The organism is Pseudolabrys sp., assembly GCF_035943735.1.
In the GTDB taxonomy this organism is placed as follows: domain Bacteria; phylum Pseudomonadota; class Alphaproteobacteria; order Rhizobiales; family Xanthobacteraceae; genus Pseudolabrys.
Genome location: NZ_DASZBV010000016.1, coordinates 462,948 through 475,527, shown reverse-complemented (window position 1 = coordinate 475,527; position 12,580 = coordinate 462,948). Strand labels below are relative to the sequence as shown.

The window sequence follows — 12,580 nt, the reverse complement described above, 5'->3', positions numbered from 1 at the left end:
TTTTATCGATCGGCATGAGTTCCCGGAACGCCAGATGACGGACAATGTTTTTGCCCTTTCGTACGCCACACAATGCGGACGGAATTGGCAGGGAATTGCAATTGCGGCGTGCGCCTCAGGCCGCGTCCGGCTTGTTCTTTGCCGCCGTCGCCTCCGCGATTTCGGCCGCACGCACGCATTCCTCGGCGAGGCGGATGAGTTCCTCGGCCCGGGTCTCGCTCCACATCTGTTCGGCAATGTGCCGGTAGAGCCGCGCATGCGCGCGCAGACGCTCGGCAAGCTGCTGCGAATTTGGCACGGTTGCGGCCCATCGGTTGCGACGCTCGCACCCTGCACGCATCGGCAGAGCCCCGCCTTGATCAAGCGCAAGGGGCCGCGGGTGGTCGCTCAGCCCCACAGGGCCGGCGAGGGCGGGTCGACGCGGCTGCCGGCATAGTGCAGGGGCTCGGGACGGTCCCTGGCCAGCAGCAGGGGGCCGTCGAGATCGACCACGTCGGCGCGCTGGGCGACCAGCACGGCCGGGGCCATGGAGAGCGACGTCGCCACCATGCAGCCGACCATCAGCTTGAGCCCGAGCCGCTCGGCTTCCGCCGCCATGGCCAGCGCCTCGGTGAGGCCGCCGGCCTTGTCGAGTTTCACGTTCACCGCGTCGTAGCGGCCGGTCAGCGCCGCGAGCGAGTCCCGCGCATGGGCGCTTTCGTCGGCGCAGACGGCGATCGGCCGGGCGATCCGCGCCAGCGCGCCGTCGCGGCCGTCGGGAAGAGGCTGCTCGACCAGGGTAACGCCGGCCTCGGCGCAGGCGGCGAGGTTGGCTTCCAGGTGACGCTCGTCCCAGCCCTCGTTGGCGTCGACGATCAGGGTGGCGCCGGGGGCGGCGCGGCGGACGGCGGCGATGCGCGCCGGATCGCCATCGCGGCCGAGCTTGACCTTGAGCAGCGGACGCTGCGCCTCGCGCTCCGCCGCCCGCGCCATCTCCTCCGGTGCGCCGATGGAGATGGTGTAAGCGGTCACCAGCGGCTTGAGCGGCGGCAGGCCGGCCAGTTCGGCGGCGGAGCGGCCGGTCGCCTTGGCCTCGAGGTCCCAGAAGGCGCAGTCGAGCGCGTTGCGGGCAGCGCCCGGCGGCAGCGCCGCCTGCAGCCCCGAACGGTCGAGCCCGGCTTCGAGCCGCGGCCGCAACGCCTCGATCGCCGCCGCCACGCCCTCCACAGTTTCGCCATAACGCGCATAGGGCACGCATTCGCCCCGGCCGCGTGCCTTGCCGTCGCCCAATTCGGCGACCACGACCATGGCCTCGGTTTTCGAGCCGCGGCTGATGGTGAAGGAACCCGCGATCGGCCAGCGTTCGATCGCGACGGAAAGAGACAGACGGCGCGTCATCTTCAATATCCGACTTGCCGAAACCCTCGACAGGTTCCGCCGGCTGGGTCAAGTATCGGTCACACTCGCTCTTTCGGGGAGAGTGAGTCGGTTTAATACCCCAGCCGTTCCTTCGCACGATTCCCGGGCATACGGCAGCATTTGAGGCCCCCCCGCAATGGCGGATGCACTGCTGATCGACAGGACGGAAGGCGCAACTTTGCGTCTTTCCGCAAGCGGCGCGTGGACCTCGCACAACGCCACGCCGCTCGAGCGTGAGATCGACGCCGCAGCGCGCCGCCACGCGGACGCGAAGTCGGTCGCCATCGATATGGCGGCGGTCGAGCGGCTCGACACGTTCGGCGCCTGGCTGCTTGAGCGGCTGGTGCGCTCATTCACCAGCCGGGGCTGCGCCACCGAAGTCACCGGCCTCAAGCAGGACTACCGGGCGCTGATGGACGAGCTGCATCAGATCAAGCTCGAAGCGCCATCGCATGACGGCGGCAACCGCATCGTCGCTGGACTGGCGGCGCTCGGCCGCAACGTCGCCGGCATCGGCGACACTCTGACCTCCGTCCTCAACATGCTCGGCGCGCTCTGCGTCGCTTTGGTCCGCGTCATCGCGCATCCGCGCCGCTTCCGCTTCACCTCGCTGGTGCACCAGCTCGACAACGTCGCCTGGCGCGGCGTGCCGATCGTCCTGCTCATCACCTTCCTGGTCGGCGCGATCATCTCGCAGCAGGGCATCTTCCATTTCCGCAAGTTCGGCGCCGACATCTACGTCGTCGACATGATCGGCATCCTGGTGTTGCGCGAATTGGGCGTGCTCATCGTCTGCATCATGGTGGCCGGCCGCTCGGGCTCCGCCTACACCGCAGAGCTCGGCTCGATGAAGATGCGCGAGGAGATCGACGCGCTGCACACGATGGGCCTCGACCCGATCGAGGTGCTGGTGGTGCCGCGCGTGCTGGCGCTGATCATTGGCGTGCCGATCCTGACCTTCCTCGGCTCGCTCGCCGCACTCTATGGCGGCGGGCTGGTGGCCTGGCTATACGGCGGCATCGATCCCGACATCTTCCTGCAGCGGCTGAAGGAGGCGATCGACCTGAAGACCTTCGAAGTCGGCATGATCAAGGCGCCGTTCATGGCGCTGGTGGTCGGCGTCGTCGCCTGCATCGAGGGCCTGAAAGTGAAGGGCTCCTCGGAGTCGCTCGGCCTGCAGACGACGGCCTCGGTGGTCGAGTCGATCTTCCTGGTCATCGTGCTCGACGGCTTCTTCGCCATTTTCTTCGCCTCGATCGGGATGTGAGCAATGGCGCAAGGGAATGGCAAGGCGAAGGAGACGGTGATCGAGGCGCACGGCGTCAAGGTCGGCTTCGGCGAGCGCCTCGTGCTCAACGGCGTCGACCTCGACGTCTATCGCGGCGAGATCCTGGGCTTCGTCGGCGGCTCAGGCGCCGGCAAGTCGGTGCTGATGCGCACCATCATCGGCCTGCTGCCGAAGCGCGGCGGCACGATCAGCGTGTTCGGCCAGGACATGGACGCCGCGAGCGACGAGGAGCGGCAGGCGGTCGAGCGGCGCTGGGGCGTGCTGTTCCAGCAGGGCGCGCTGTTCTCGTCGCTGACCGTGAAGGAGAATTTGCAGTTTCCGCTGCGCGAGTACCTGAATCTGTCGCAGCGGCTGATGGACGAACTGGCGCTGGCCAAGCTGGAAATGGTCGGGCTCGACGCCAGCGTGCTCGACAAGATCCCGTCCGAATTGTCCGGCGGCATGACCAAGCGTGTGGCGCTCGCCCGCGCGCTGGCGCTCGACCCGGACATCGTCTTCCTCGACGAGCCGACCTCCGGCCTCGATCCGATCGGCGCCGGCGACTTCGACACTTTGATCGCCACGCTGCAGCGGACGCTCGGGCTGACGGTGTTCATGGTCACCCACGACCTCGACAGCCTGCATACGGTCTGCGACCGCATCGCGGTGCTGGCGGAGGGCAAGATCATCGCCGCCGGCAACATGGCCGTGATGCTCGCCTCCGAGCATCCCTGGCTGAAGGCCTATTTTCGCGGCAAGCGTTCGCGCGCGGCGCACCCCGTGGCGGAACCCGCCGCGGCGGCGCCGTAATTCGCAAGGTATAAGGACCCTCTATGGAGACCCGGGCGAACTACACCTTGATCGGACTGTTCACGCTGGTGGTGATCGCCGGCGCGTTCGGATTCATCTACTGGTTCCAGGGCTCTGGCGGCGGCGGCAATCGCGGCTATTACCAGATCGCCTTCGACGGCTCGGTGAACGGCCTTCGCACCGGCAGCGCCGTCATGTTCAACGGCATCCGCGTCGGCGAGGTGACGGGCCTCTCGCTCGATCCGAAGCACTCGCAGCAGGTTCTCGTGACTGTCGCGGTCGACAAATCGGTTCCGATCTACAACAACACCGACATCGGCCTCGAATTCCAGGGCCTGACCGGCATCGCCTCGCTCTCGCTCAAGGGCGGTAGCGGCGGCGCGGTCGCGGCCGGCACCAAGGCGAAGCCGCCGCTCCTGGAGGCCCCGGCCGGCTCCGCCGTCGACGTGACGCAGAGCGCGCGTGATGTCATGCGCCGGCTCGACAAGCTCATCGCCGAAAACCAGAAGGCGCTGCACGAGGCGATCGAGAACATCAACAAGTTCTCCGCCGCGCTCGCCAACTCGACCGACAAGATCGACTCCACCTTGACCAACGTCGACAAGTTCAGCGGCGTGCTGGCGACCAACGCCCAGCGCTTCGATCATATCGCGCAAGGGCTCGAGGATCTGACCGGCGGCAAGGACGGCAAGGGCGGCGAGATCAACGAGACCGTGCGCTCGGTGCACAGCCTGGTCACGAATGTCGACAAGCGTACCGCCGAGATCGCTACCGGCGTCAACCGCATGACGTCTGCGGGCACGAAACAGATCGATGTCATGTCGGCGAGCTTCCAGCGCACCTTGTCGACCGCCGACCGCGTGCTCAACAATCTCGACAAGAATCCGAGCCGCCTGATCTGGGGCGGATCGAGCCCGTCGGCCGCGGCGCCGAAGAGGCAGTAGTTTCCGATCCGCAGATAACCGCCTACGAAAACAAAAAGGCCGCACCGAAGTGCGGCCTTTTCATTTTGTGCCTCGCACGCGCGATCAGTCGAAGCGGCCGGCCGCGTGCGCCAACATGGTGTAGACCTTGCCGGTCTCCGAGGTGAGGTAGGTGCGCGCCACCACTTGGCCGCGGTCGTCGCGCGAGACCTCGTCGAGCAGGCGCTCGAACTCACCGACGTAGCGGTCGACCGTCTGCTTGAACTCGCGGTCGGTGCGGTACTTCTTGCGGATCTCGTCGAAGGCCTGCTGGCCCTGCAGCGTGTAGAGGCGGCGGGTGAACACGTTGCGCTCGCCGCGCTTGTAGCGGTCCCACAGGTCGATCGCCGCGTCGTGGTCGATCATGCGCGCGATGTCGACCGACAGACTATCGAGCGACTCGATCGAATGCCGCGGCGACCGCTCGTCGTTGCGGTTGTCGACTGTCGGCTCGCTGCGTGCCGCCTTGCGCTCGCGCTCGCGGTTGAATTCCGGGTCGTCGTCCTCGCGCGAGGCGCGGTTGAGCAGGTCGGAGAGCCAGCCGCGGCCGGCGGGCGGCTGCGGCAGCGGCGCCGACGGCGTTTCCACCGGGCTCGAACGGCGGGAGGAGGGCGAAGGCGCGAAGCTCGCAACGTCGCGCGGCGGCGTGCGCGGCTCAGGGCGCGCCGGCGGCTCGTTGCGGGGCGGTTCGCTGCGCGGGCTGTCGCTGCGGGCGGCCGGCTCGCTGCGGCCGCCGATCACGGCTAGCGAGGGCGTCTCCTCGCGGCTACGTCGCGCCGGCGTCGACTCGACCGCGTCGATGCTGCGGCCGTGGCGGGCGACGATGCGGTTGAGCTCGGCCAAGGCCTCGATCTGGTCGACGATGACGCGGCGCATCTGCGCCGTGCTCTCCGCGGTCTCCTCCGGCAGTTCGAGCACGCCACGGCGCAGTTCGGCGCGCGTGGCTTCCAGCTCGCGCTGCACGTCCTCGCGCGTACCTTCCAGCTCGCGCTGCATCTCGGACGCCATCTGCTTCATGCCGCGTAGCGTCTCGGCGAAGCGGCTATTGGCGTCCTCGAAGAGCGAATGGGTCTCGCCGGTCGACTGCTCGAAGATGTCGCGCATGGCGGCGCTGGCGCGGCGGCGCTCGGTCTCGGCCTGCTCGCGCATGCGCTCGAACTGCTCGCCGATGGCGCGCGTGCTCTCGGTGCTCGTCTCCTGCATGGTGCGGGCGACGTCCTCGCTCTGCTCGCGCACGCGCTCATACTGCTCGGCGATGGTGCGGGCCGAGTCGGCGGTCGCCTCGGAGACGACGCGGGCGACGTCGCGGGCGCGCGCCGCGGCGGCGTCCAGCGTCTGGTCGATGAGGCCGGAGAAGCGCTTGAGCCGCTCGGCGATGTCGCCGGTGCGGGCGTCGAGCGCGGTGACCAGCTCGTCGAGCTGCACGCGTCGCTCGTTGACGCTCTGCTCGGTGCTGCGGTTGCTCGTCTCGATGAGCTGCGTCGCCTTGACCAGCTCCTGGCCGTGCTGGTCGAAGCTGAGCGCGAGCTGGCCGAGGTCGGTGAGCACCTGGCTGGTCACCTCGCGGAAGCCGCCGATGTTCTGCTCCATGCGCCCGGTCGCCTCGCCGGTGGCGAGGGTGACGTCGTTCATGGCGCTGACGAACTCGGAGACGCGCAGCATCAGCGTGTTCTCTAGCGCGCTCATGTTCTCGTGCGAGCCGGTGAGCACTTCCTGCAGCAGCACGTTGGCCTCGCGCAGGCGGCCGAACAGCGCCGTCGTATCGGAGCGCAGCATGTTGTGCGTCTGCATGAGCTCGTTGACGGTCGCCGTCGCGGTCTCCTGCGAGCGCGCGATCGCTTGCTCGGCCTTTTCCTGCAAGCCGGAGAGGGTCCGGTTGACCGTATCGGCGGCGGTCTCGCCGGCGGCGTTGATCAGGCGGGCGATTTGCTCGGAGTTCTCAGCGACGGAGCGCGAGAAGCCGTAGCCACGCTCCTCGATGACCGCCATGGCCTGTTCGGTGGCCTTGGTGATCTCCTGGCCGAACTGCAGGCCCTGGTCGCTGATGGCGGCGAGCAGGCTGCCGCTCTTGTCGGAGAGGATGGTCTCGATCTCGTGCGTGCGGCTCGAGACTTCGCTGGCGATGCGTTCGGCGTCGCCGATGAAGCCGCGCGAGACCTCCTCGCTGACCGTGCGCAAGGTGCGCTCCGCCTCGCTGGCGCTGTCGCGGATGGCGTCGCTGGTGGTCTGCGCAAGCTGGCCGAGATTGCGCTCGGCGTTGGACGAGTTGACCTGGATGGCGTGGCTCAGCTGCTCGAAGCGGGCGATGAGCGTGTCGGCCGCGGCCTTGGTGCGGCTCTCGACGACATCGGCGACCTTCTCGGTGCGGCCGATGAGCAGTTCCTCGAGGCGGCCGTAGCGCACGTCGAGCGTCGAGCCGATGGCGTCGGCGCGCGAGCCGAGCGTATCGGCCGCTTCCGCGGCGCGGGTGTCGATGGTCGAGCCGATGTCGGCGATACGGCGGTCGAGCGAGCCGACCATCTCCTTGCCGCCTTCGCTGAGCGTCTTGGCCATGTCGGCGACGCGCGCGCCGAGCAGTTCCTCGAAGCGGGCAAGCCGCTTGTCGAGGTGTTCGGACAGTTCGCCGGTGCGGCCGGTGACGCGCTGGTCGAACGAGTCGAGGTAGGCGCGCATCGCGTCGGCGACGTCCTTCGTGCGGGCGCCGAGGCGCTCGACCAGTTCGCCGCCGTAGGTCTTCACCGTGTGGTCGAACTCGCCGACATTGTGGGTGATGACGTTGGCGAGGTTGGTCGCGTCGCGCGACAGCTTCTCGCTGAGCTCGCCGCCGTGTGTCTCGAACAGCTCGTCGAACGCCTTGAGCCGCGCCGCGAGCATCTCGCGCATCGCCTCGCCGCGGTTGTCGATGGTCTTGACCAGCACTTCGGCGTTGTCGCGGAAGGTGTCGGCGACGGTGTTGGAGCGGGCGATGACCGTGTCGGCGACGCGCGTGCCGGTCTGCTCGATGCGGCCGACGATCTCGCTGCCGCGCAGACCGAGCTCCTGCACCAGCGCGTTGCCGCTGTTGCGCAGGCGTTCGGTGATGTCGTCGCCGCGGGCGGCGAGGGCGTCGTTGACGGTTGCGCCGGCCTGCACGATCGCCTGCGTCGCCTGCTGCGAGCGCGCCACCATCGTGTCCATGGTGCCGCCGGCATTGACGGTGAAATTCTTCTGCACGGTCTCGAGGCGCGCGGTGAGGGTGCCCTCGAGCTTCTTCGCGAGCTCGGCGAACTCCTCGTGCACGGTCTCGCTGCGGAATCGCAGGCTGCCGACAAGCTGGTCGCTTGCCGAGGTAATGGCGCTGGTGGCGTTGAAGCTGGTGCTCTCGAGCTTGTCGAGTAGCGTCGAGCCGCGCTCGCTCAAGGCATCGATCATCGAATCGCCGGCCTGCCCGAGCGCGAGCGTGATGACCTCGCCCTTCTCGGTGAGCGAGCGGGTGACGCGCTGCGCGACTTCGCTGACCTTGTCGGCGACGAGATCGCCGACCGAGGTGATGTCGTGCGACAGGTCGAGATGCACGGAGGCGATGGCGTTGCGCACCTGGTCGCCCTGGTTGACCAAAGTCTCGCGCTGGCTGGCGAGCTGATTGATCAGGTCGCGGATGCGCACCTCGTTGTCGTTGTAGGCGCGCTCGATGGCGGAGACCTCATTGTGCACGAGCGCCTCGAGCTCGGCGGCGCGGGCGAGCGCGCGCTCGACGCCGTCGCCCATCGCCGCGACCTCGCGGCGCACCGCCTGGCCGACCGAGACCACCGCTTCGCGCGCCATGCTCTCCGGCTGCGCCATGCGCATGGCGACTTCGGCCATGGACTCGGCGACGATGCGCATGTCCTGCGCGCGCGAGAACATCTGCGCCAGCGCATAGAAGAAGCCGATCGGCACGACGATGCCGGCGGCGACGGCGGCCACCGCGCCGGCGAGCGCCTTCGGCGCCAGCCCGGCGAGTTCGCCCGAGAAGGTGTAGGCCAGTGCGACGCCGGCGGCGGCCCAGATGACGGCGGCAAGGCCGGCGATGAGATAGGGGGTGCGCGAGGGGCGGCGGCGCAGCGCCTGCAGGATCATGCCGACCTGCTCGCGGTCGTCGTTGGCGGGCGCGCGCAGGCCGACGCCTTCGCCTTCCGCCTCGGACGGGAAGAGATCGGGGGTGAGGGGGGCCGCTTCGGCGTCCGGCTCGGCGCCGACCGGCGCGGACGAGACGCCCGCCGGACGGATGTTCAGGGCCTCCTGGATCGCCGACAGGGCGGCTTCGGTCGGATCCTGGGTCTTCTGAGGATTATTCGCCATTTTCGGTCGTCGCCTCGTCGTTACGCCGGACACTTGCCGCGGCCCGTACCGTCACGGTCCATGAGGGCCGCGGGACGTCGTCCGCAACCGCCTCGAAAGCCGGAGTTAACCGCTTCGCTTAAGCCCCAATAGACCGCCGTGCGGCCATCCTATCGCCTTGAGTGTGCGAAAGAAACCACAGCAAGCCGGCAACTGCGATCATCGTTAACTCTCTGTTAACCATAACAGCAGGGGCTTTCGCGCCGGCGACCCACCATGGCTCGTGAAATACGGCGCGGCTTGGGCCGTAGGCCACCGATTTTGCGCCGCCCTTTTACCCGGCAATTAACCAGGGTCGGGCGGGCCTTTTGCCGCATTTACCCGGCCTTGGTTGTCCCCGGCGCAGCATCGTCAAAACGGGGAGGGACGGCCATGGCGCAGGCGGCGATCAGGGACAGGGACGAGGCTGCGGCGGTGATCGACCGGGCGCACCTGGCCCGCATGACCTTCGGCGAGGCGGCGCTCGAGCGCGAACTGCTCGAACTGTTCGACCGCCAGGCCGAGCTCCTCATTGCCCGCATCGCGCAGAGCGATCCGGCCACGGTGGCCGCGCTGGCGCACACGCTGAAGGGCTCGGCGGTCGGTGTCGGCGCGAGCGAGGTCGCGGCCGCGGCGGCGGCGATCGAGCAGGCGCCGACGACGGAACGGCGCGCCGTGCTCGCCGCGGCGGTCGCGCGGGCGCGCGCGGAGATTGCCGTTATCCTGCGCTAGCGCCTGCGGTCGTTAGACGTTATAGGAGGCGCGCCCGCCCGGCTCCGGCGCGGGTTTTTCCCGTGAGTTCTATCGATTCAAGGCGCGCCGCCTCATGCCCAAGATCACCTATATCGATGCCAGCGGAACCGGACGCACGGTCGAGGCCGAGGTCGGCTCGACGGTGATGGAGACGGCGATCCGCAACAACGTTCCCGGCATCGAGGCCGAATGCGGCGGCGCCTGCGCCTGCGCCACCTGTCACGTCTATGTCGAGGAAGAGTGGCGCGCCAAGACCGGCGAGCCCTCGCCGATGGAAGAGGACATGCTCGACTTCGGCTACGACGTACGGCCGAACTCGCGCCTCTCGTGCCAGATCAAGGTGACCGACGAGCTCGACGGGCTGGTCGTGCGTACGCCGGACAAGCAGGCGTAACGGGCAACCTCCGCGCCGGGTCCCCGCTTTCGCGGGGACGAACGGATGGCTAGGTTGCCGCTCATGGCAACACAAACGCTCACCACCACTTGCTGTATCGCCGGCGGCGGACCGGCCGGCACGATGCTCGGCTTCCTGCTCGCGCGCGCCGGCGTCAAGGTTGCGGTACTCGAGAAGCACGCCGACTTCCTGCGCGACTTCCGCGGCGACACTATCCATCCCTCGACGCTCAAACTGATGGTGCAGCTCGGGCTGATCGACGAATTCCTCAAGCTGCCGCATTCGCAAGTTCAGCGGCTGAGCGGGCAGGTCGGCGCCACCACCATCCATCTCGCCGACTTCTCGCATCTGCCGACGCACTGCAAATTCATCGCGCTGATGCCGCAGTGGGACTTCCTCGATTTCCTCGCCGCGCACGGCAAGACGTATCCGGCGTTCGACCTGCACATGCGCACCGAGGCGACCGAGCTGATCGAGGAAGGCGGCCGCGTCGTCGGCGTCAAGGCGAAGTCGCCGGACGGCGAACTGGATATCCGCGCCGACCTCGTCGTCGGCTGCGACGGGCGGCATTCGACGCTGCGTGAGCGCGCCGGTTTTGCGGTCGAGAACCTCGGCGCGCCGATGGATATCCTCTGGTTTCGCGTTTCGCGTCGGGCGGACGACTCGGCGGAGGCCTTCGGCCACATGGAAGCGGGCATGATGCTGGTCATGCTCAATCGCAACGACTACTGGCAGTGCGCCTATGTGATCCCGAAGGGCGGCTACGACAAGATCAAGGCGAAAGGCTTCCAGGCCTTCATCGACAATATCTTGTCCTTGTCGCCATTTCTGCGCGACCGCGTCGGCGAGATCAAAGGCTGGGACGATGTGAAGCTGTTGACGGTGGCGGTCGAGCGGCTGCCACGCTGGCACAGACCGGGACTGCTGCTTATCGGCGATGCGGCGCATGCGATGTCGCCGATCGGCGGCGTCGGCATCAACCTCGCCATCCAGGACGCGGTGGCGGCAGCGAATATCCTGGCGGCGCCGCTGAAAGAGGGGCGCGTCACCGAGGCGCTGCTCGCGCAAGTCCAGGCACGGCGGACGATGCCGATGCGCGTCATCCAGTGGCTGCAGATCCAGATCCAGAACCGCGTGCTGTCGCCGGTCCTGGGCGGCAGCGCGCGGCCGAAGCCGCCGATGGCGGCGAAACTGTTCAACTGGTTTCCAGTGCTGCAGCGTATTCCGGCGAGGATCATCGGCCTCGGTGTGCGGCCGGAGCACATCGAGACGCCGGAGGCGCGTCTCTGAGTTCGTCGTGGCCGGGCTTGTCCGGGCCATCCACGCCTTGCTTGCTTGGGCGCTGTAGAGACGTGGATGCCCGGCACAAGGCCGGGCATGACGTCAGAGGATTACGCCCCGCGATACGTCCACGGCTCCAGCTTCGCGATCGCCTCGGGGGTCAGCGCGCGCGGCTTGCGCGTTGCGGCGTCGAGCATCACCATGGTGGCGCGGCCCATCGCCGCGCAGTGCTCGCCGTCGAAGATCACCTGCGCCATTGTGAACGAGGTGCGGCCGAGGGCGGCGAGCGCGGTGCCGACCGTGACTTCGCCCGGCCAGCGCAGCTCGCGCACGAAGTCGATCTCCTGCCGCACCAGTACCACCGTCGCGTTCTCGACGCCGATGCCGAGATCGCGATTGCGGAACATGGCGACGCGGCCGGTCTCCAGGTAGGTCGAGAACACCGCGTTGTTGACGTGGCCCTGCGGATCGAGATCGGCGTACCGGATGATATCGGTTACCTGGTGCGGATAATCGGCAAGTCGTGGCGCCGGCTTGCGTGGACGTTCGGAGGTGTCGGACATCGCGGCGTCTACGGCTTCATGCCCGCCGGCGCGATCTGCGAGGAGGTCAGCCCCATCTCGTCGAGCGCCTTGCGCACGAGGCCGGAGGCCTTCGCTTCCTCGATGAAGTCGCTGACGTAGCCAAGCGCCGCCGGCCGGCCTTTCGGCACGCAGACGGCGGTCGAGGAATTGAGGAAGGCGTCGTCGAGCACGCGCGAGCCGGGAATCTTCTTGACCAGACCGCCGAGCGATTCGCGCGAGAGCGCGATCGCCTGGATGTGGCCTTCGAGCATGGCCTGCGCCGCCAGGTCGACCTTGGCGAATTCGACATGCGTGGCGTTCGGCGTTGCCTTGACGGCAGCGCGGAAGGTCGCGGTGTTGGCGACGCCGCCGATGCCGACGCCCTTTGCGTTGGCCTCGGCGACCGAGGCGATCTTCGAGCCGGGCGCCACCAGGAATGTGCTCTGCAGCAGGTGATAGGCGTTGCCGAAGTCGACGAACTTCTTGCGTTCGGCGTCGACGGGCAGGAAGGCGACATCCCATTTGTTGTCGGCGGCCGAATTCTGGATCTCGCCGGAAGCGTTGTGCGGCAGTACCTCACCCTGGACGCCGAGTCTTTTCGCCAGCGCCTGACCGAGCGTCACCGCGACGCCCTTGATGGCGTCACCGTCTCTGACGGCGAACTGCGCCGAAGGCGACGGCGAGATCGCCACGGCGATGCGCAGCGTTCCGGTGGGAGCGAGTTGTGCGAGCGCGGCGGCGTCGGCCATCGGCGGGTCTCCTGATTGAAAGCCCGGACGCATAGCACGCTCCCGCGTGCACTTGCAGGGGGCTG

At 68.0% G+C, this 12,580-nt stretch carries 11 protein-coding genes; 6 read left to right on the top strand and 5 right to left on the bottom strand.

Features of this window, described 5'->3' with window-relative positions; all coding sequences use genetic code 11:
• Window positions 1-115: 115 nt before the first annotated feature.
• Window positions 116-298: a hypothetical protein gene (locus VGV41_RS10680; RefSeq protein ID WP_326863799.1), complete on the bottom strand. Its 183-nt coding sequence runs from the start codon at window positions 296-298 to the stop codon at window positions 116-118.
• An 89-nt stretch (window positions 299-387) separates the two neighbouring features.
• Complete coding sequence (dgcA, locus tag VGV41_RS10675; protein WP_326863798.1) at window positions 388-1,377, bottom strand: N-acetyl-D-Glu racemase DgcA; 990 nt, start codon at window positions 1,375-1,377, stop codon at window positions 388-390.
• A gap of 157 nt (window positions 1,378-1,534) precedes the next feature.
• On the opposite strand from dgcA, the gene VGV41_RS10670 reads away from it, so the two are divergent.
• Genes VGV41_RS10670 through VGV41_RS10660 form a run of 3 tightly spaced genes read left to right on the top strand, consistent with a single transcriptional unit; the run spans window position 1,535 to window position 4,419 of the window.
• On the top strand, window positions 1,535-2,665 hold the full coding sequence (locus tag VGV41_RS10670; RefSeq protein ID WP_326863797.1) for an MlaE family lipid ABC transporter permease subunit: 1,131 nt from the start codon (window positions 1,535-1,537) through the stop codon (window positions 2,663-2,665).
• Between the two features lie 3 nt (window positions 2,666-2,668).
• On the top strand, window positions 2,669-3,475 hold the full coding sequence (locus VGV41_RS10665; RefSeq protein WP_326863796.1) for an ABC transporter ATP-binding protein: 807 nt from the start codon (window positions 2,669-2,671) through the stop codon (window positions 3,473-3,475).
• Window positions 3,476-3,498: 23 nt separating this feature from the next.
• Window positions 3,499-4,419 carry an MlaD family protein gene (locus VGV41_RS10660; RefSeq protein ID WP_326863795.1) on the top strand — a complete coding sequence of 307 codons (921 nt, stop codon included), beginning with the start codon at window positions 3,499-3,501 and terminating at the stop codon, window positions 4,417-4,419.
• Window positions 4,420-4,503: 84 nt separating this feature from the next.
• Here VGV41_RS10660 and VGV41_RS10655 read toward each other — a convergent pair whose 3' ends face one another.
• Complete coding sequence (locus VGV41_RS10655; RefSeq protein WP_326863794.1) at window positions 4,504-8,757, bottom strand: hypothetical protein; 4,254 nt, start codon at window positions 8,755-8,757, stop codon at window positions 4,504-4,506.
• A 411-nt stretch (window positions 8,758-9,168) separates the two neighbouring features.
• Between VGV41_RS10655 and VGV41_RS10650 the strand changes: the two genes are divergently transcribed.
• From VGV41_RS10650 to VGV41_RS10640, 3 genes are all read left to right on the top strand, one after another.
• Complete coding sequence (locus tag VGV41_RS10650; RefSeq protein WP_326863793.1) at window positions 9,169-9,507, top strand: Hpt domain-containing protein; 339 nt, start codon at window positions 9,169-9,171, stop codon at window positions 9,505-9,507.
• 94 nt (window positions 9,508-9,601) lie between these two features.
• Window positions 9,602-9,922 carry a 2Fe-2S iron-sulfur cluster-binding protein gene (locus VGV41_RS10645; protein WP_326863792.1) on the top strand — a complete coding sequence of 107 codons (321 nt, stop codon included), beginning with the start codon at window positions 9,602-9,604 and terminating at the stop codon, window positions 9,920-9,922.
• 63 nt (window positions 9,923-9,985) lie between these two features.
• Window positions 9,986-11,212, top strand: a complete 1,227-nt coding sequence (locus tag VGV41_RS10640; protein WP_326863791.1) for an FAD-dependent oxidoreductase — start codon at window positions 9,986-9,988, stop codon at window positions 11,210-11,212.
• A 101-nt stretch (window positions 11,213-11,313) separates the two neighbouring features.
• On the opposite strand, the gene VGV41_RS10635 is transcribed toward VGV41_RS10640, so the two are convergent.
• Together VGV41_RS10635 and VGV41_RS10630 are read right to left on the bottom strand one after the other, a co-directional pair.
• On the bottom strand, window positions 11,314-11,766 hold the full coding sequence (locus tag VGV41_RS10635; protein WP_326863790.1) for a thioesterase family protein: 453 nt from the start codon (window positions 11,764-11,766) through the stop codon (window positions 11,314-11,316).
• An 8-nt stretch (window positions 11,767-11,774) separates the two neighbouring features.
• A complete protein-coding gene (locus tag VGV41_RS10630; protein ID WP_326863789.1) occupies window positions 11,775-12,515 on the bottom strand; it encodes a transporter substrate-binding domain-containing protein in 741 nt (246 codons plus the stop codon).
• Between the last annotated feature and the right edge of the window lie 65 nt (window positions 12,516-12,580).